At 62.4% G+C, this 19,735-nt stretch carries 14 protein-coding genes; 11 read left to right on the plus strand and 3 right to left on the minus strand.

All coding sequences use genetic code 11. The annotated features are described in order from the left end of the window. The first annotated feature begins 28 nt into the window (after positions 1-28). Positions 29-928: a DMT family transporter gene (locus tag HJ583_RS00600; RefSeq protein ID WP_170019596.1), complete on the plus strand. Its 900-nt coding sequence runs from the start codon at positions 29-31 to the stop codon at positions 926-928. Positions 929-1,078: 150 nt separating this feature from the next. Here HJ583_RS00600 and hemL read toward each other — a convergent pair whose 3' ends face one another. Genes hemL through thiD form a run of 3 tightly spaced genes read right to left on the minus strand, consistent with a single transcriptional unit; the run spans position 1,079 to position 3,823 of the window. Then, positions 1,079-2,356: a glutamate-1-semialdehyde 2,1-aminomutase gene (gene hemL / locus HJ583_RS00605; protein WP_170019598.1), complete on the minus strand. Its 1,278-nt coding sequence runs from the start codon at positions 2,354-2,356 to the stop codon at positions 1,079-1,081. Between the two features lie 46 nt (positions 2,357-2,402). Beyond that, positions 2,403-3,011 carry a thiamine phosphate synthase gene (thiE, locus tag HJ583_RS00610; RefSeq protein WP_170019600.1) on the minus strand — a complete coding sequence of 203 codons (609 nt, stop codon included), beginning with the start codon at positions 3,009-3,011 and terminating at the stop codon, positions 2,403-2,405. Next, positions 3,008-3,823 (minus strand): bifunctional hydroxymethylpyrimidine kinase/phosphomethylpyrimidine kinase, encoded by an 816-nt coding sequence (thiD, locus tag HJ583_RS00615; RefSeq protein WP_170019602.1) that lies wholly within the window; start codon positions 3,821-3,823, stop codon positions 3,008-3,010. The genes thiE and thiD overlap by 4 nt, the downstream gene beginning before the upstream one ends. A gap of 333 nt (positions 3,824-4,156) precedes the next feature. Between thiD and pilG the strand changes: the two genes are divergently transcribed. From pilG to HJ583_RS00665, 10 genes are all read left to right on the plus strand, one after another. After that, positions 4,157-4,522: a twitching motility response regulator PilG gene (gene pilG / locus HJ583_RS00620; RefSeq protein WP_101942243.1), complete on the plus strand. Its 366-nt coding sequence runs from the start codon at positions 4,157-4,159 to the stop codon at positions 4,520-4,522. Between the two features lie 25 nt (positions 4,523-4,547). Then, a complete protein-coding gene (locus HJ583_RS00625; RefSeq protein ID WP_101942088.1) occupies positions 4,548-4,913 on the plus strand; it encodes a response regulator transcription factor in 366 nt (121 codons plus the stop codon). Between the two features lie 23 nt (positions 4,914-4,936). After that, positions 4,937-5,458, plus strand: coding sequence for a chemotaxis protein CheW (locus HJ583_RS00630; RefSeq protein ID WP_101942087.1), 522 nt, complete (start codon positions 4,937-4,939; stop codon positions 5,456-5,458). 93 nt (positions 5,459-5,551) lie between these two features. Beyond that, positions 5,552-7,699 (plus strand): methyl-accepting chemotaxis protein, encoded by a 2,148-nt coding sequence (locus HJ583_RS00635; RefSeq protein WP_170019605.1) that lies wholly within the window; start codon positions 5,552-5,554, stop codon positions 7,697-7,699. A 97-nt stretch (positions 7,700-7,796) separates the two neighbouring features. Next, complete coding sequence (locus tag HJ583_RS00640) at positions 7,797-14,135, plus strand: hybrid sensor histidine kinase/response regulator (protein WP_170019607.1); 6,339 nt, start codon at positions 7,797-7,799, stop codon at positions 14,133-14,135. A 140-nt stretch (positions 14,136-14,275) separates the two neighbouring features. Continuing rightward, positions 14,276-15,403 (plus strand): MlaE family ABC transporter permease, encoded by a 1,128-nt coding sequence (locus tag HJ583_RS00645; protein ID WP_170019609.1) that lies wholly within the window; start codon positions 14,276-14,278, stop codon positions 15,401-15,403. After that, positions 15,400-16,155 carry an ABC transporter ATP-binding protein gene (locus HJ583_RS00650; protein ID WP_217423223.1) on the plus strand — a complete coding sequence of 252 codons (756 nt, stop codon included), beginning with the start codon at positions 15,400-15,402 and terminating at the stop codon, positions 16,153-16,155. The genes HJ583_RS00645 and HJ583_RS00650 overlap by 4 nt, the downstream gene beginning before the upstream one ends. Then, positions 16,152-17,153 carry an MlaD family protein gene (locus tag HJ583_RS00655; protein ID WP_170019611.1) on the plus strand — a complete coding sequence of 334 codons (1,002 nt, stop codon included), beginning with the start codon at positions 16,152-16,154 and terminating at the stop codon, positions 17,151-17,153. Before HJ583_RS00650 ends, HJ583_RS00655 begins: the two co-directional genes overlap by 4 nt. Continuing rightward, entirely contained in the window at positions 17,153-17,737 is a 585-nt protein-coding gene (locus HJ583_RS00660) for a PqiC family protein (RefSeq protein ID WP_170019613.1), read from the plus strand. Before HJ583_RS00655 ends, HJ583_RS00660 begins: the two co-directional genes overlap by 1 nt. Before the next feature lie 179 nt (positions 17,738-17,916). Beyond that, entirely contained in the window at positions 17,917-19,707 is a 1,791-nt protein-coding gene (locus HJ583_RS00665) for an ABC transporter ATP-binding protein/permease (RefSeq protein WP_217423224.1), read from the plus strand. Positions 19,708-19,735 lie beyond the last annotated feature (28 nt).

Genomic DNA, 19,735 nt, shown 5'->3' on the forward strand with positions numbered 1-19,735 from the left:
CGCCTTTGCTTCTTGTCCTTCCTGTCGCATGTCCGCTTCCCGCACGCCTGTTGTTGCCAGCCTGGTCTTGTTGCTTGTCACCCTGTGTTGGGGCACCACTTTCCCGGCCATGAAGGCTGTGTCGCAGCAGATGCCGCCCGGGCTGATGGTGGGCACGCGCTGGGTGCTGGCGGCACTGGCGCTTGCGCCCTTCATCGACTGGCGCAATCGCCGCCTGTGGCGCGATGCCGCGTTGCTCGCGGCGGCGCTGTTTGCCAGTTTCGTGCTGCAGGTGCTGGGCCTCACGTTGATGAGCGCCGGGCGGAATGCTTTCATCACCGGCCTCAACGTGATCATGGTGCCGCTGCTTCTGCCGCTGCTTGGGCGACGGATCGGACCAGCGGTGTGGGTGGCCGTGGTGCTGGCGGGGGCGGGCATCGTGGTGATGAGCTACGAGCAGGGCTCCAGCCTGCTTGGTGACGCGCTGACTTTTGCCTGTGCGCTGGCGTTTGCCTTTTACGTGCTGGGTATGGAGCGCTTCGCACCGCGCCATCCGGCGCTGGCGCTGGCTGGCGCGCAGGCCGTTGTGATGGCGCTGCTGACGCCCTTGTGGATCGGCGTGGAGTGGTGGCTGCAGGGGGCGGCCTATCCGGCGCAGGCCGCAGGGGCTTTGCAGGTGTGGCCGGAATTGCTGTATCTGGGCGTGATCTGCAGCGGCCTGATCCTGATCCTGCAGACCTGGGCACAGGCTCGCGCCAGCGCCGTGCAGGCGGCGGTGGTGTATGCGCTGGAGCCGTTCTTCGCGGCGGTGTTTTCGGCCTGGTGGCTGGCGGAGGCGTTCGGCCTGCGGGCCATGCTCGGTGGGGCGCTGGTGATCGGGGCGATGATCGTGTCGCAGTGGCCGCAGCGCCCCCATCAGGGCGCGGAACATCCACACGCCCCGAACTGAGCGCCCTTAGAGGCTGTTCATGATCTTACTGCGAGGCCGTGATCGGGGCTCATGCGCTGCTCGGAATCCTCATTTATCAACATAAACTCCGGTTCCTGCGCTGCTCTTCACCCCGCTGACGGCCTCTCGCTACAGATCGTGAGCAGCCTCTTACAGCGCGCAAAAGGCGGCGTCAGCAGCCGTAAGCGTCGCGGCGATATCTGCCTCGCTGTGCGCGGCCGACACGAAGCCGGCTTCGAAGGCTGAGGGCGCGAGGTAGTGGCCAGCGTCCAGCATCAGGTGGAAGAAGCGATTGAAGCGCTCGCGATCCGAAGCCATTACGTCCGCAAAGCTCTGCGGCACGTCCTGGCTGAAATACAGTCCGAACATCGCGCCGACGGCCTGGGCCGAGAAGGCGAGGCCGTGCTTGGCGGCTGCTGCAGCCATGCCATCGGCGAACGCGCTGGTACGTGCAGTGAGTGTCTCGTAGAAACCGGGCTGGCGGATCAGCTTCAGCGTGGCGAGGCCCGCGGCGACCGCGACCGGGCTGCCGGAGAGCGTGCCGGCCTGATATACCGTGCCGAGCGGGGCGATGCATTCCATGATCTCGCGCTTGCCGCCGAAGGCCCCGACCGGCATGCCGCCGCCGATGATCTTGCCCAGCGTGGTGAGGTCCGGCGTGATCTTGTACAAGCCCTGCACGCCTTGCAGGCCGACACGGAAACCGGTCATCACCTCATCGAAGATCAGCACTGCGCCATGCTCGGTGCACAGCGCGCGCAGACGATCCATGTATTCCTGCGAAGGGCGCACGAGGTTCATGTTGCCGGCCACCGGTTCGATGATTACGCAGGCGATGTCCTTGCCGCGCGTGGCGAAACACTCTTCCAGCGCCGGGATGCTGTTGTAGTCCAGCACCAGCGTGTGCTTGGCGAAGTCGGCCGGTACGCCGCCCGAGGATGGATTGCCGAAGGTCAGCAGGCCGGAACCAGCTTTCACCAGCAGGCTGTCGGCGTGGCCGTGGTAGCAGCCTTCGAACTTGACGATCGCGTCGCGCCCGGTGAAGCCACGGGCCAACCGGATCGCGCTCATCGTGGCTTCGGTGCCGGAGGACACCAGACGTACCATTTCGATGGAAGGCAGAAGCTCGATCAGCAGCTCGGCCATCTCGATTTCGCCCTCGGTCGGCGCACCAAAGGAGAGACCATTTATCGCTGCGCGCTGCACGGCTTCGATCACTTCCGGATGGGCGTGACCCAGGATCGCCGGGCCCCAGGAGCCGACGTAATCGGTGTACTGCTTGCCGTCGGCATCCCACACATACGCGCCCTGCGCGCGGGCCAGAAAGCGCGGCGTGCCGCCGACCGAGCGGAAGGCGCGGACGGGTGAGTTCACGCCACCGGGAATGCTGCGCTGGGCGCGTTCGAAGAGTTCGGCGTTCTTTGACATGGAGGGGAGATCCGGAAATGTGGGGTGAGCTTGGCGAGCCCACGCGTTATCGGAAAAGCGCGGCGATCTTTGCGGCCTGTGCCTGCGGGTCAGCGGCTTGATAAATGTCGGTAATCACCGCAACCCAATCGGCACCCGCGGCGACCAGCGGTGCAGCATTGGCCGCCGAGATACCACCAATGCAGGCCACGTCTGCGCCAAGCTCCTGCTTGGCGCGTTGGATCAGGTCGATTGGTGCGGAAGGAGCCTGGGGCTTGGTGGGCGAGGCATACATCGCACCGAAGGCAACATAGGCCGCGCCGCCAGCGTGTGCAGTGCGCGCGCGTTCAAAATCGTTGTAGCAGGAAACTCCGACCGGCAGACCGGGCGCAGCCGCCAGTACAGCGGCCAGTTCGCCATCCTCCCGACCGATGTGCAGGCCATCGGCGGCTACCTGCAGGGCCAGCGGCAGGTCATCGTTGATGATCAGGCTGATCCCCAGCTCGTGGGTCAGGGCGCGCAATGCCCGCGCTTGCTCCAGTCGTAGGGCTGCCGCAGCCGTTTTGTGACGGTATTGCAGCACCGTGGCGCCGCCGCGGATTGCAGCCCGGCTGATGTCCAGCAGGCGGGCGCTGTCGTCCAGATCCGGCGTGACAAGGTAGAGGCCGCGTTTCATGGGCGCGACCAAGCGCAGAAACGATTCGGAAAACTCGGGCCCATGCCGGGACGCCAGCCTTGGGCCAGGGCCTGCCAGGTGTAGGACTGAGCTGCGTACACGGCGGCGGAAAGTTCCATGCCCTGGGCGAGGAAAGTGGCGAGTGCGGCCGCAAGTGTGTCACCTGCGCCGTGGAAACTGCCCGGCAGGCGCTCCCAGGCATCGGTGCGCAGCACGCCGGTGCTGCCATAGAGGGAGTTTACAAGTTGCGGGCCGGGTTCGCGCGCTCCGGTCAGCAAGACCTGGGCGGCGCCGAATTCAAGCAGCCGGCGAGCATACTCTGCGCTGGTGATGTCACTATCTTGCTGCTCTTCTTCGTCGCTGGTCAGGCGCCGGGCCAGCTCGCCATCCGCGATGAGGACGGTGGATTGCGGCACCAGCAGCTCGCACAGGGCTTCGAGCATCTCCTCTTCGTCGAGCGGATCACCGGCAGAGCCCGGATCCGGAGCGAAGACTACCGGCAGGTCCGGATAATCGGTCAGCACGTCGGCAACTTCGGTGGCATTCTCGGGGCTGGCCAGCTGGCCGATCACGAAGGCGTGTACCGGCATATCCTCCAGCAGGGCTCGTGCCTGATCGGCGACCCAGTCGCCATCCGTCGCCTGCAGGCCCTCGCTGCGCACGCTATCGCGTACCGAGATGCCGGTCAGCACCGACAATGGATGGGCGCCGAGGGCTGCAATGGTGAGCAGGCCGCCTTGCAAGCCTCCCCCGCCACTAGGGTCGGAGACGGCAAAGCTGAGAACGGCATGAGGGGCTGGCTGATTCGGCATGAAGGCGTGCGGGCGATGGGCCCGTAACAGGGACGCGGTAAGGTACCGAGTTTACCTGATAAGGGGCTCGCGCCCGTGATGCAGCAAGATAGGGCAGCGAAGTCAAGCTCCCAAAATTGATACAGGTCTTCCCGTTCCTTGAATGCAAATATGCTTGTCCGGCCGCGTTGGCTTGCAAGTTTGGTATATTTGCCATACAAAGCGCGTGGAGTAGGGGCTGCAGGGTATGCAGCACGCGGTACGAACAAATACTTCTCTGCATCTCCGGAATGCAGAAGGGTTGAGAGGAGTTTGACGTTGGCAGAACGAGCTGAAGCCTCTGGCACCAAGGTGATGGTGATTGATGACAGCAACACCATCCGCCGCAGCGCAGAGATCTTCCTGGCCCAGGCGGGATACCAGGTGCTGTTGGCTGAAGATGGCTTTGATGCCCTCTCCAAGATTGCAGATCATCACCCGGACCTGATTTTTGTCGACATCATGATGCCGCGCCTCGATGGTTATCAGACTTGTGCACTAATCAAGAAGAATCCCCGTTTCGCGTCCACCCCGGTCATCATGCTCTCCTCAAAGGACGGTCTGTTCGATCGCGCCCGGGGGCGCATGGTGGGGTCTGACGAGTACCTGACCAAACCCTTTACGAAAGACAGTTTGCTCAAGGCCGTGTCGACACACATGGCTGCGCGCGAACAACGCTGACATATTCATTGTTTGAGGTTCAAGCATGGCAATCAAGAAAATCCTGGTCGTTGATGACTCCCCCACCGAGCGTTTCGCCCTGATCGAATTCCTCTCCAAGCAAGGGTTTTCGGTGGTGACCGCCGATAACGGCGAAGAGGGTGTGGCCAAGGCCAAGGCCGAGATTCCGGACCTGATCCTGATGGATGTGGTGATGCCCGGCATCAATGGTTATCAGGCCACGCGTACCATCTCGCGCGAGGAAACCACGCGCCAGATCCCGATCATCATGACCACCAGCAAGGATCAGGAAACTGACAAGATCTGGGGCATGCGTCAGGGGGCCTTCGACTACATGACCAAGCCGCTCGATCTCGAAGAGCTGCTCCGCAAGATTCAGGCCATCGGCTGATCACTCATACGGGAGTCTGTTGAATGGCCAAGCGCATCAGCCTGCGGGAGTTTCAACAGGATCTGACCAAACGGCTTGCCGAAATGAGCGCCTCCGGGCGCCGTTCGGCTTTGCTAGCGGTGACCGCCGGTGGTGAAAACTGGCTGGTGGATCTTTCTGACGCTGGCGAAATCATCGCTGCTCCGAGCCTCACCGAAGTGCCGCTGACCCGGAACTGGTTTCGCGGTCTGGCCAACGTGCGCGGCAATCTTTTCAGCGTGGTTGATCTTGCTGCGTTCTGCGGCGATCCGCTGCCGCCACTTACCAATGACTCGCGCATGATGCTGATTGGCGCCAAGCATGGCCTGCACACCGCTTTGCTGGTGTCGCGTGCGCTGGGCTTGCGCAATCCGGACGACTTCGAGGTGGACGAGAGCTTCACTGATTCCCGGCCATGGATCGGCGGCGCCTTGCGCGACCACCAGAACCGCTTGTGGAAGCAACTTGTGGTGCGCCCGCTGCTGTCGGATCCGCGCTTTCTTGATGCAGGCGCCGACCTGCGCTGACATGAAGCTTTCCGGCCCTTCTTCCTCTGGCGCGCATCTGCACCACTGCCGAATAACCAAGACATCAACGCCCGCACCAATCGGAGCACACGCATGGCACTGAAACTTCCTGGCTTCCTGAGCCGCCTCACCAGCAAGGCTGCATCAGCTGACTCCACTCTCATGGACAGCCGCGCCACCGTGATCGATCGTACGGTCGCCACGCCCGGCAGTGCCCGCCGCTGGGCGCTGCCTGTGATCGGAGCCAAGCCGCTGAATGAGCAGTTGCGCATTCTTGGCACGATCTTCGGTGTGCTGGTGGCCGTCGTGGTAGCACTGACCTTCCTGCAGATCCGTTCCGGTCGAGAAGGTACCTCCTTCGTGTCGGCGTCGGGGCAGATGGGCACGCTGTCACAGATTCTTGCCAAGGCCGCTCAGCTGGCCGTGACCGGTGGCCGTACTGGTTTCTCGGAGCTCAAGGATAGTCGCGAGAAATTCGAAGGCATTCTCAAGGCGATTACAGAAGGCGGCGAAATCGATGGTCTGGCCGTGCCGAGTTCGCCGCGTGCTGTGAAGCCGCAGCTCGATACCACGACCGAACTGTGGAACAAGCTCAACAAGGAAGCCAAGGACGTTGCTGGTCAGCAGGTGCAGATCACACGTCTGGGTATGGCCGTAGCCAGCATCAACAGCAATAACGCCCAACTGCTCGACTTCGCCGAACAGGTGGCTCGCCTGAAGCTCGAAGGCCACTCCTCCGCCGCCGATATCGAAACGGCCAACCAGGTGGTGATGCTCTCGCAGCGCATGGCCAAGAATGCCAATGCCCTGCTGGCCGCCGAAACGGTGGATCCGGAAGTGATCTTCCTGCTCGGGCGCGACTCCAACAGCTTCGAAGAGCTGCTCGAGAAGCTGGGCAGCACCATGGCTAGCGGTGAAGCTGCAGAGAAATACGAAAGCCTCAAGCTCTACGGTACCAAGCACCAGCTCGCTGTAGGCGGTATTCTGGCTAACGTGCAGCCGCTGCTGACCGCCAAGCGCGCCGGTATCACCATTTTCCAGGAATCCACCCAGTTGCTGGAGGCAGTAAATGAACTGTCGGCTGCGTACAACAAGGCCTATACCGGCCTGAACATTTACATCATCGGCTTGATGATATTCGGCCCGCTGTCCTTGCTGGCCCTGGCTGCGCTGGTGTGGGTCTATAACAACGACTTGGCCGTGCGTCGTGATGAGGCAGACCGTCAGCGCCTGGAGGCTGAGACTGACAAGAACAACACCCAGCAGGCCATTCTGCGTCTGATGAACGAAATGGGTGACTTGGCTGACGGTGACTTGACGATTCGCGCAACTGTTACGGAAGACGTGACGGGCGCCATCGCCGACTCGGTGAACTACACGATTGAAGAACTCTCCGTGCTGGTGCGCCGAATCAACGATGCGGCCGGTCGCGTGACCATCGCCACCGAGTCCGCCCAACGCCTGTCGGGCGAGCTGCTCGACGCTTCTGAGCGCCAGTCGCGGGAAATTACCCAGGCCGGTTCGCAGGTGCAGGAAATGGCCCGCTCGATGACCGCCGTATCCGGCTCAGCCCTGCAGACCGCGCAGGTGGCCCGCCGCTCGCTGGAAGCAGCGCGCAAGGGGGCTGACGCGGTGCAGAACTCGATCAAGGGTATGAACGAAATTCGCGAGCAGATCCAGGAGACCTCCAAGCGGATCAAGCGCCTCGGCGAATCCTCGCAGGAGATCGGTGAAATCGTGGAACTGATTTCCGACATTACCGAGCAAACCAACGTGCTGGCGCTTAACGCTGCCATTCAGGCCGCATCCGCAGGTGAAGCAGGCCGCGGTTTCACGGTGGTTGCGGAAGAAGTGCAACGTCTTGCAGAACGTTCCGCCGAAGCGACCAAGCAGATCGCGGCGATTGTGAAGACCATTCAGACGGATACGGGCGATGCCGTGGCCGCTATGGAAAACTCGACCCGTAACGTGGTTGAGGGAGCCAAGCTGTCCGATGCAGCCGGTCAGGCCCTGTCCGAGATCGGCGACGTGTCGGTGGAAATGGCAACCCTGGTTGAAAAGATTTCGTCCGACACGCAGCGTCAGGCCAACGTGGCAACCGAAGTGTCCGAAGCCATGCGCGGCATTCTCTCGATCAATGAATCGACCACGCGCGGTACCCAACAGTCCGCCGTGTCGATCGGCCAGCTGGCTGACCTCGCCGTTGAACTCAAGGGTTCGGTGTCGGGCTTCAAGGTCTGATGAGTGGCGGGTGCGGCCCCGGGGTCGCGCCGATCACTGCCCCCGGCCGCCGGCTGGGGCTGCGGTGGCCTTGCTGAGTCTCCTTACGAGGCAATAGATGAGCCAAAAGAACGAGTTTGATGTCGGCCCGCTGACCTGGGTGAAGGGCGAAATCGATGCAGCCCTGAGTGCTGCACGTGAGCGCCTTGCCGAGGTCCAGGCCGACCCTGCCCAGCGCGAGCCGCTGCGCTTTGCCCAGAGCCATGTCCACCAGGCCAGCGGTGCGCTGTCCATCGTTGGACTGGATGGTGTATCCCAGTTTGCTGAAGCCATCGACAAGCTGCTTTCTGCCCTGGCAGCAGGCGAGCTGGCTGTCAGCAGTGACCTGCTGGCGCTCGCGATGCGCAGCGTGGGCATGCTGGGAAATTACATCAACGAGATTTCCGCCGGTGCGCCGCACCAGCCGCTGCGCTTGTTTCCGGCCTATCAGGAACTCGTCAGCGCCCGCGGCGGCGAAGCCCCGCAGCCCTCAGAACTGTTTTTCCCTGATCTGTCGGTACGTCCGCAGCTGGCCAGTACCGAGTCCCTTGCTCCTGAGCGGGCTGCGCACGAACTGCGTGTGCTGCGTGGGCGTTTTGAAAAGGGCTTGCTGACCTGGCTGCGCAAGCCGCAGGACAAGGCGGGTCCGATGGAAATGCTCACGGCGGTACACCGCATCGAGCAAATCCAGTCCCTGCCGGCCACGCGTGCGTTCTGGTGGGCGTCCATCGCCTTCTTCGAAGGCCTTGCATTGCAGGCCATTCCCGCTGATCGTCCGGCGCAGCGTCTGTGCCGCCGCATCGACACTCAAATGCGTCGCCTGCTTGAAGGTTCGCAGATCGTTGCGGAGCGTCTGGTACGCGATGTGCTGTATTTCGTCGCGACCGCGGGTTTTGATTCCGAGCATGCGCAGGCGGTGCGCCGTACTTACGGCTTGGACCGTGCTCTGCCGGCGTCCGATGTAGAACTATCCGACACCTTGCGCCAGCCCTATGTGCTGCGCGTGCGCGAAGTGCTGGAACAGGCCAAGGAATCCTGGAATCGCTTCTGCGCCGGGGCTGCCGTGGCGCTACCGCAATTTCAGGAGCAATTGGGCGAGCTGGTGTCACGCGTCGAACCAATGCGTCTGGCCCAGGTCGACCGTCTGCTGACCGCTTTGCGCGAGGCCATCGAATGGCTGCGTGCCGATCCGCTGCGCCTCTCCGACGATCTTTCGATGGAAGTGGCTACCAGCTTGCTGGTGGTGGAACAGGCCTGCGAATCGCCCAATGCCGACCCGGCCTTGCTGCGCAAGCAGGTTGATCTGCTGTGCACCCAGTTCACTGCTCGTGTGCGCGGTGATCTGGTTATGGAGCTGGATCTCGCCCCCTTTGGCGAAGCCTCGCGTCGGGCTCAGGAACGTCTCTTCTTCAACCAGCTGGCGCGCGAGATTCTGACCAATCTGGGGCAGATCGAGCAGACCCTGGATAGTTTCTTCCGCAGCCCCGAGCAACGTGACAGCCTCGCCTCGCTGGCTGCCCCGCTGAAGCAGATCGAAGGTGCTTTTGCCGTGCTTGGCGAGATGCAGGCAGTCGAACTGGTACGCAACAACGCCGCTGCCATCAGCGCGCTGGGCGCCCAGGACGAGCCGCCGGCGCAGGACGAGTGCGACACGATTGCGCATCAACTCTCGGCACTGGGCTTCTACGTTGAATCCCTGAAAAACGGCCCGGCAAAACTTGAATCTTTCCTCAATCCGGGAAGCGCACGCGTCGACGAGGAGTTGGTCGCTGCGGCGGACGCCACGGTGGAAGCGCAGTTGCAGCGTGAGACGCGCGAGACGCAAAACCTGGTGGAAGCCCTCAAGGAAGCGCCGGAAGACGCCTTCCTGCGTGAGCAGCTGGTCAGCAGTCTTGAAGCCATTCGCGAAGATGCCCAGCTGGTGGCGGATTCGGGCCTGGAGCAGAAGGCCAAGGATGCGTTGGCCAGCCTCAAGTCTGGCGATGCCACCCAGGAACAGCTCGCCGAGGCGCTGGCCGGTGTGAGTCCGGCAGCAAGCCCGCAGCACTCCGAAGAAACAGCCCGTCTGCTGGAAGCCAGCGACCAGGAGGTAGATGCCGAGCTGCTCGCGATCTTCCTTGAAGAAGCGGTCGAAGTGCTTGCCACGATTGCCGAACATCGCAATAAGGTGGTCTCGGAAGCCCATGATTTCGATGCCCTGACGACGGTCAGGCGCGGCTTCCACACCCTCAAGGGCTCCAGCCGTATGGTGGGCCTGAATGATTTCTCCGATGCGGCGCGTTACATCGAAATGGCGATGAATCGCTGGTTGCAACTGGAGAAAGACGCGGATGCGCGTCTGGTTTCCTTGCTCGACCACGGTTGTTTGACCTTCGGAGCCTGGGTTGAGCAGCTTGAGGCAGGCGGCAGCCTGCATCGTGATGCCACCGCCCTGATTGCCGAAGCGCAAGCCCTGCTGGCCTCACTGGATGTGCCGGCCGACGAGCAAGCGCCGGTGGTGAGTGTGGCCGCTGCTACGCCAGCGCTCGCTGAAGCGAATGCCGAGCCGGAAAGCATTGATCTTGACCTGGAAGAGCCTGCACTTGGTGCGCTGACGGAAGAGCCGGCAATCCTCGAAGATGCGCCTGAAGAAGCCCCGGCTGCGGGTGCTTCCGAGCTGGATCTCACTAGCACTTTGCTGGAACTCGACCTGGCCTCGATTTCGTCCGGTGAACGGCACGATACTGTGGTCGACCTGGCCGTTACCGATTTCGAGGGCGACGCCTTGCGTGCCTTCACTGAAGAATTCGGTTCGGAAGCGGGTGATGCTGCGGCACAGGAGCAGCTTGGTCGTTTCGAGGCGCAGCCGGTCGCTGCGGCCACGGCCGAGCTGGATCTGGAGTTTGATGATCTCGATAGTGATGACAGCGCGCTCGAGCTGCCAGTGCTGGAAGAGGCTGAAGCCGCGCCAGAAGAATCTGCTCAGCATTTGGAGCTGGATCTGACGGCGTCCATGACCACGCCGGATCTCGAGTCCCTGATCGAAGCGGGCAATGAGCCACAGACCGTACTAGACCTGAGCGCCACCGATTTTGCCGGTGAAAGCCTTCTTGCCACGCTGGATATGGGCGAAGCAGCTGCAGAAGTGGCTGCGCCCAATCCGCCGGAAATCGAACTCGACATCGATATCGACCTGCCGGTCATCAACGAGCATGGGGCTGAACTTGATGCCGCCTCTGCGGATGAAGGCCCGACGACCGAAATCGAAGTGGAATTGCCGAGCGAGACGGCCGAGCTGGCCACGCCTGAGCTCGACGTCGTTGCAGAGCTTCCTGCCGCTGAGCTTCCTGTGCTCGAGGAGGCAGGGGCGGCTGCGACTGCGGCGGCCGGCGAAGAACCCCTCGAAGAGATTGCCATCGACGATGGTGACGATGGCATTGATCTGCCCGAACTGAATTTCGGCGCCCTGAGTGTTCCGGAGCCGGTGGCAGCGAGCAGTGTTGATCCACTTGAAGGCCTTTCCGGGGATGAAGTCAGCATTGGCGATCAGACCCTCTCACGCGGCCTCTACGATCTTTACATTGCCGAAGCGCGCCAGTTGCTGGACAACCTGCTCGACGAGCACACCCGCCTGTCGAACAACCCGCTGCGCGTGCCGACCATCGATGCGATCCGTGCGGCGCATACTCTGGCCGGCATTTCCGGCACGGCCCGCATTGAGCCGGCTTATGCGCTTGGCAAGGCGCTGGAACACGCGCTGCATCGTTTCACCGATGTCGAGGTGCCGCCTGAGGCAGGTCAGACCGATGTTTTCGGAACTGCCATCCTGACCCTCGACGGGATGCTGGCAGAGGTTGTGCATCATGTGATGCCGGCCGAGGCGCCTGATCTGATCGAACAGCTTAAGGCACTGCATCCGGCACTGCTGGATGCGCCGAGGCCCGACCTCGTCGTGGCGCCAGTCGTAGCCGAGCCGATCATCGAAACGCTTGCCGAAGAAGTGCCCGAGGCGCCGGCTGAAATCCAGATCGCGGCGGCCCTGCCGGTGGCCCCGACGCCTGAAGAGGCGGCAGCGGGTCCGCAAGATGATCTTGATGATCAATTGCTGCCGATTTTCTTTGAGGAAGCCGACGAGCTTTCCGACGCAATGGCTGCCGTGCTGCGCGACATGCGCGCCAATCCGGCCGATACCGCTCCTCAGCAAGCGTTGGCACGCCATCTGCACACCATCAAGGGCAGCTCGCGGATGGCCGGTGCCATGCGTCTTGGTCAGTACATCCACAATCTCGAAAGCCATCTCGAATCTGCCTTGCACAACGGGCAGACCGGTTCAGCGCTGGTCGATGATCTGGAAAACGGTCTGGACCATATCAGTGCGCTGATCGAGGCACTGAAGAATCCGCAGGCTCCGGTCGTTACCGACGAAGACGCTGGTAATGGGGATGCTGAGCTTGAGCAGATCACCGCGCCGCCGCCGGCTTCTGTGACGGAGGCCCCGGCCGAGCCGGCCAAGCCGCAAGCGGGGCTTGTGCAGCCTGCTGCTCCGCGTGCGGCCCAGCAGCCGCTGCCGACTCAGGTCTTCGATGAGCTGGAAGCCAGCCAGACCCAGCAGCGCGCTCCGCTGCGGGTGCGTGCCGACATGATTGACCGCTTCGTGAACGAAGCTGGTGAGGTGTCGATTGCACGGACCCGGATCGAGGGTGAGCTGCGCTCCTTGCGTCGTTCCCTGCTGGATCTCACTGAAAACGTGATTCGCTTGCGCAACCAGTTGCGCGAAGTGGAAATTCAGGCCGAGTCGCAAATGCAGTCGCGTATTGCGGCGGCAGAATCGACCCACGCCAATTTCGATCCGCTTGAGTTCGACCGCTTCACCCGTTTGCAGGAGCTGACCCGCTTCATGGCTGAGTCGGTGGGTGACGTCACCACCATCCAGCAGAACTTGCTGCGTAATCTCGACGCGGCTGATGCCGCGCTGCATGCCCAGGGCCGCCTATCACGCGACCTGCAGCAAGCGCTGATGAGTGTGCGGATGGTGCCCTTCGAAGAACTCGCCGATCGCCTCTACCGCGTCGTGCGCCAGACTTCCAAGGAACTCGGCAAGCGTGCCAACCTGGACATCCAGGGTGGCTCAATCGAAATCGACCGCGGCGTGCTGGACCGCATGACTGCGCCGATCGAACACTTGCTGCGCAACGCGATTGCCCACGGCATTGAAACGCCAGAACAGCGTGCTGCCGCAGGTAAGCCTGAGTTCGGCCAGATCACCCTCAAGCTGACCCAGCTGTCCAACGAAATTGCGCTGGAACTGGCCGATGACGGCCATGGTCTCGACTACGCCCGCATTCTGGCGCGTGGCCGAGCCGCTGGCCTGGTGGGTGCCGACGAGCAGCCGAACGAGAATCGCCTCACCCAGCTGATCTTCGAGCCCGGGTTTTCCACTGCTGAAACCGTGTCCGGCGTTGCTGGCCGCGGTGTGGGCATGGACGTGGTGAAGAATGAAACGCTGTCGGTGGGCGGCCGTATCGAGATCTTCTCCGATGCGGGTCAGGGCTCGCGCTTCCTGATTCACCTGCCACTGACGCTGGCGGTCACGCAGGCCTTGCTGGTGCGATCGGGCGAGCGTACTTACGCCATTCCGTCGAACATGGTCGAGCAGGCGCTCGAACTGAAGGAAGCGGCGCTCAACGAAGTCCGTACCAAGGGCGTCGTCGAGTGGAAGGACACCCAGTATTCATTCACCTACTTGCCGCGTCTGCTGGGCAATCTTCACGCCCATCCGCAGCCTGGTCGTTATCACTGGGTGCTGCTGGTGCGTGCCGGCAGCCAGACCCTTGCGGTACATATCGACGAGCTGCGTGGCAACCAGGAAATCGTGGTCAAGAATGCCGGCCCGCAATTCGTGCGTTTGCTAGGTTACTCGGGCGCCACGGTGCTGGCTGACGGCGAGATCTCGCTGATTATCAATCCGGTGGCGCTGGCGGCTCGCCAGAGCGTGCCGGCGGAAGTGCTGGCCGAGTCTGCGGAAGCCTTCGAAGCAGGCTATCAGGAGCCGGCCGAGACGCGTATCCCCTCGATCATGGTGGTGGATGACTCGCTTACCGTGCGCAAGATCACCAGTCGCATGCTCGAGCGGGAAGGTTTCCAGGTCGTCACTGCCAAGGATGGTGTCGACGCGCTGGAACAACTCGTCGAGTACAAGCCGGATGTGATGCTGCTGGACATCGAGATGCCGCGTATGGACGGTTTCGATCTGGCCCGCAACGTGCGCGCGGATGCCCGCCTGAAAGATGTGCCGATCATCATGATCACCTCGCGCATGGCGGACAAGCACCGCAATTACGCGATGGAAATCGGGGTGAACAACTATCTCGGCAAGCCCTTCCAGGAGGAGCAATTGCTGGAACTGATCACCGGCTTCATCGCAGCACAGCGCGGCTAAGCGCGTCGCGGCAGAATGCAAAGCGCTCCGCTGGACGGGGCGCTTTGTTTTTGGACTTCCGGTCAGGTCGTGCGCGGTGATTGTCCAATCCTGTCTGGCTTGCGCTACCCTGCAGGCCATCAGCCCTTGATGAAAATTCGATGAGCACGGACGCTTCCCTTTCCGCTCAAGCCCGCTTTGCTCGCCAAGCGACGCAGCTCGATGTGTTCGTCGAGGGGGGCTGGAGCTGGCAAGTGCCCGCGCCACTGCTACCGGAAGCGGCGCTGTGGGCGGGTGCGGAGCAACTACGCCTGCAGGCCGGTACGTTCAGCGATCAGGATGGCGCCTTGCTGGCCTGGCTGCTGCGCCTGTGTCGAAGTGCTGTGCAGGCGGGGGTGCGGGTGGATGGCAGTGGGCTGCCGGACAGCATGCGCAAACTGCTCGAACTGGCGCTGGCGGTGCCACCGCAAGCTCAGCCTCATCCAGCTCAGGGGCCTGGTTTCTTCGCCAGCCTGGGCTTGATTACCCTGCATGTCTGGTCGGACCTGCCGCGCGCTCTGCATTTCACCGGCGAGATCACTCAGAGTCTGTGGCGGCTGGTGCGCGGGCGGACGCGTTTGCGGCGACAAGATTTCCTGTGGCTGATCGAAGCCAGCGGCCCGCGCGCCCTGCCGATTGCGTCCCTGATCAGTTTTCTCGTGGGCACCATCCTTGCGTACATGGGCGCAGTGCAGCTCGCCCAGTTTGGCGCCCAGATCTACATTGCGGACCTGGTTGCAATCGGCATGGTGCGCGAGATCGGGGCCCTGATGACCGGGGTCATCCTGGCAGGCCGCACCGGCGCCTCCTATGCTGCGCAGCTGGGCAGCATGCAGGTCAATGAAGAAATCGATGCCTACCGCACTCTGGGGCTCTCACCGATCGACTACCTTGTGCTGCCGCGCCTGCTGGCTCTGCTGCTGATGGTGCCGCTGCTGACCCTGTATGCCGGTGTAGTGGGCATTGTGGCCGGCATGCTGGTGGCGACTACCGTCTTCGGGGTGGGTTTGCGCGAATATTTCAACGAAACGGTCATCGCCTTGTCCTGGAGCCATATCCTGATCGGCATGTTCAAGGGCACCGTGTACGGCGCGCTGGTGGCTTTTTCCGGATGCTGGCGCGGCATGGATTGCGGTCGCAGCGCCCAAGCTGTGGGGGAGGCCACCACTTCGGCGGTGGTGACCAGCATTCTGCTGATCACCGTGTCGGCTTCCTTGCTGACCATCCTGTTCCAGAGGCTCGGGCTGTGAGTACGTCGGGGCCGGCCATCACGGTACGTGATCTCACCATGGCTTATGACGGTCGGGTGATTCAGCATGATCTGAGCTTCGACGTCCAGCGTGGCGACATCTTCGTCATCATGGGGGGCAGCGGTTGTGGCAAGAGTACTCTGTTGCGTCACATGATCGGCTTGCAGTCACCGGCGGCGGGTACAGTGAAGTACGGCAGCGAGGATTTCTGGGCCGCTGATCCTGCTGCCCAGGCTGCCCTCAAGCGTCGCTTCGGCGTGCTGTTCCAGGCGGGTGCCTTATGGAGTTCGCTGACCCTGGCCGAAAACGTGGCCCTGCCACTGGAGGAGTTCTCCACCTTGCCGGCGGATGCAATTCGCGAGATTGTCAGCGTCAAGCTGGCGCTGGTTGGTCTGGCGGGCTTCGAGCATTACTATCCGAGCGAAATTTCAGGCGGCATGAAAAAGCGTGCCGGGCTCGCCAGGGCGATGGCCCTGAACCCGGACATCCTGTTCTTTGACGAGCCGTCGGCCGGGCTAGATCCGCTCAGCTCCAAGCGCCTGGATGAACTGATTCTGCAGTTGCGCGACAGCCTCGGTGCCACCATCGTGCTGGTAACCCATGAACTGGCGAGCATATTTGCGGTGGCGAATAACGCCATCTTTCTGGATGCCGAGAGTCGCAGCATGATCGCCAGCGGCGATCCGAAACAACTCCTGCACCATGGCCCGGCGGCCGTGCGTGCCTTTCTTTCGCGTGGAGACCTTCCGTGAGTCAGCGCTCCAGTCCTACCTTGATTGGCGCCTTTGTTTTTGGCGCCATGGTCTTGATCGTGATCGGGATCTTCCTGTTCACAGGCCATGATTTCTTCACCCGCAAACCGCGCTATGTGATGTATTTCGAGGGATCGGTTTACGGACTGCAGATCGGAGCGCCGGTCGTCTTCCGTGGGGTGCAGATCGGCTCGGTGCAGCGCATCGACCTGCGATATGACGCCGGTCACGATCAGCTGGTGGTTCCGGTTGTAATGGAGGGGATTCCGCGCAAGGTGCTGGATGTGGACGGTGACGCGGCCGACGAACTGCTGCCGAATATCGACGAAATGGTCAATCGTGGCTTGCGTGCGCGCCTGGCCAGCCAGAGCATGCTGACCGGTCAGCTCTACATCGATCTCGATCTGTTGCCGGACAAGCCCTTGGTCTACCGCGCACCGACCAAACGCCTGCCGGAGATCCCCACCGTAGTGTCGCCAGTGCAGGAAATCGCCCAGAAGCTGCAACAGGTGGATCTTGAAAGCCTGCTCAAGGACATGGCGGCGATCGTTGAAAGCACCCGTGACTTCGTGCGCAGCCCGGAATTGCGCGCCTCGCTGGCCAAGGTTGATGCCAGCCTCGGTGCCATGCAAGGCGTGAGCCACCAACTCGAACAGCGGATCGGGCCCTTGGCGGATAAGCTCGACAAGAGCCTCGACAGCATCGTGCTCAACATGGACAAAATGGGCCTTGCATCGGATGGCCTGGCAGGCATGAGCGCGCAGAGTGCTGCGCCGATGGAAAGCCTGACGCAGGCAGCCGACGAGTTGCGCCGTACTGCTGCGACCTTGTCCGAGCTGGCTGGCATGGGAGGGCCAGCCCTGCACGAGGCGGGTCAGACCCTGCGTGAGTTACGCAGCGCAGCCCAGTCCCTGCAGGAGCTCAGCGATACCCTCGAACGTCAGCCCAACGCGCTGCTGTTTGGCAGAAGCCCCGCCGCACGCAAGGAGCCCAAGTGATGAAGCGTCCTGCCATCCTCATTCTCGTGAGTCTGTTGCTCGCTGCCTGTAGTGCCAGCCCGCCACAGCCCCTGCAGCTCTATCAGCTCAGCCCGCAGGGCGCAGTGCAGGCCGGAGCCAGCCTGCCGGTGGCGGTGGGTCTCGGGCCGATGAAGTGGCCGGACTACCTGACGCGGCGTGGCCTGATCACGCGCCTGGATGATAACCGCCTCGAGGTGGCCGACAGTGAGCGCTGGGCTGAGCCGCTGGAGGCTGCCTTTGAGCGGGTGCTGCGCGACAATCTAGTGCGGCGTAGCAGCCCGAGCCGGCTACTGGCCTGGCCCTGGTCGCTGACCGAAGCGCCGGCGATTCAGGTGCCGCTCGAAGTGCTGCAGTTCGACGCCAGCGCGCAGGGCGAAGTGGTGCTGCGGGTGCGTTGGCGCATCGTGTCGCGCGAGAAGCAGGCACTTGCCGCTGAGCGCAGCAGTGAATACCGTGTAAAAGTCGCCGGGCGAGGCGCGACAGCCAGCGTGGCAGCACACAGTGAAGCTTTGGCGCGGCTGAGTGAAGACATTGCAGGCGCGCTGCAGACGATGCGGCCCTAAAAAGCTGTTTGCGATCTGACTGCGAGGCCGCTCATTGATCACTGAGAGGGCTCATGCGTTGCTCGGAATCCTCATTTATCAACATAAACGCTGGTTCCTGTACTGCTCGTCACCCTGCTGACGGCCTCTCGCTACAGATCGTGAACAGCTTCTAAGGCGTTTCATATTCGGGGATGCAGATGGACTGGAATCAGGAACTCGTCAATAGCGCGCTGTGGCTGGCCAAGGCCTTCGTCATCAGCGTGCTGGTGTTCGGTGGCATCGTGTTGTGGCTGGCTCGGCGCAGCGCCTGGGGGCGGCAGGTTAAACGGATCGCCTGGCCCTGGTTCGATCCACGCCGCAGCTGGCGGCCACTGGCGATGGTGGTGCTGCTGGTTCTGCTGACCCTGGTGTCGGTGCGCATGAATGTGCTGTTTTCCTTCTGGTACAACGGCATCTATACCGCGATGCAGAAGCTGGAAGCCAAGCCTTTCTGGTTCCTGATGGGGGTATTCGGGGTGCTGGCCGCTTTGCATGTGGCGCGTGCTTTGTTCACCACCTATCTGCGCGAATCCTTCCAGATCCGCTGGCGCGCAGCGCTGAGCGAGAGCCTGATGGAGCGCTGGCTGGCCGGCCAGACCTATCATCGCAGCCAGTATCTGGCGGAGCAGATCGACAACCCGGATCAGCGTATCCAGCAGGATGTCACCCAGTTCGTCGAAGGCACGCTGAAGCTTTCGCTGGGCATGCTGGAGGCCATCGTGTCCCTGATCGAATTCACCCTCATGCTGTGGGGCTTGTCCGGCGCGCTGGCTCTGCTGGGTTTCGAAATCCCGCGCGCGATGGTTTTTCTGGTCTACATCTATGTGGCTGTGGCCACCGGGCTGGCAATCTGGATCGGCCGTCCGCTGATCGCACTGACTTTCCAGAACGAGCGCTTCAACGCCGACTTCCGCTACGCCCTGATCCGCCTGCGCGAATATGGCGAAAGCATTGCCTTCTATGCGGGAGAGCAAGTTGAGCGCAGCACCCTGCTGCAGCGCTTCGCCAGCGTGATCCGCAATATGTGGGATCTGCTCTTTCGTGGCCTCAAACTGCAGGGTTTCAACCTGGCTGTGAGCCAGCTGGCGGTGGTCTTTCCGATCATTATCCAGGCGCCTCGGCTGTTCGCGCAGCAGATCACTTTGGGCGACCTGATGCAGACTTCGCAGGCCTTCGGCCAGGTGCAGGACGCGCTGTCCTTCTTTCGCAGTTCTTACGATGAGTTCGCCAGCTATCGGGCAGTGCTGGCGCGCCTCGGCGGTTTTCTGGATGTCATCGATCAGACCGCAGCATTGCCGGCAGTGGAAATCCGCAGCGATGGTGCGCGGGTGGCCGTCAGCGCGCTGACGGTGCGTTCAACGACGCAGCAGGTGCTGCTTGCGGATCTTGACCTGGACCTGGCTGCCGGCGAATCCCTGCTGATTCGCGGCCCTTCCGGAGTGGGCAAGACCACCCTGCTGCGAGCTATGGCGGGGCTGTGGCCGTTTGCTGCGGGGCAGGTGGTGCGGCCGCAGGGGCGTGCCGTGCTGTTCCTGTCGCAGAAGCCTTATCTGCCTCTCGGTACGCTGCGCGCCGCGCTCTTCTACCCGGCGCCAGCACTCGTCAATGAGCATGCCGCCGAGGTGTTGCGTCAGTGTCAGCTTCCCCATCTGATCGAACGACTCGATGAAGAGGCTGACTGGAGCCGCATTCTCTCGCTGGGTGAGCAGCAACGCCTGGCCATCGGCCGCGCCCTGCTGGCAAAGCCCGCCGTGATTTTCATGGATGAGTCCAGCTCGGCGATGGACGAAGGCCTTGAGCACGCCATGTATGCCTTGCTGCGTGAGCGCCTGCCGGAGAGCACGCTGATCAGCGTCGGGCATCGCAGTAGCCTGCTGGCCTTCCATCAGCAGGCATTGCGCCTCGAAGGTGGCGGGGGCTGGTGTCTGGAGCGGCTCGCTGCGGTCTGATTCACACTCTGACACACAGGGCAGGCAT

Origin of the sequence: Uliginosibacterium aquaticum (assembly GCF_012972705.2) — a bacterium.
GTDB classification, from domain to species: domain Bacteria; phylum Pseudomonadota; class Gammaproteobacteria; order Burkholderiales; family Rhodocyclaceae; genus Uliginosibacterium; species Uliginosibacterium aquaticum.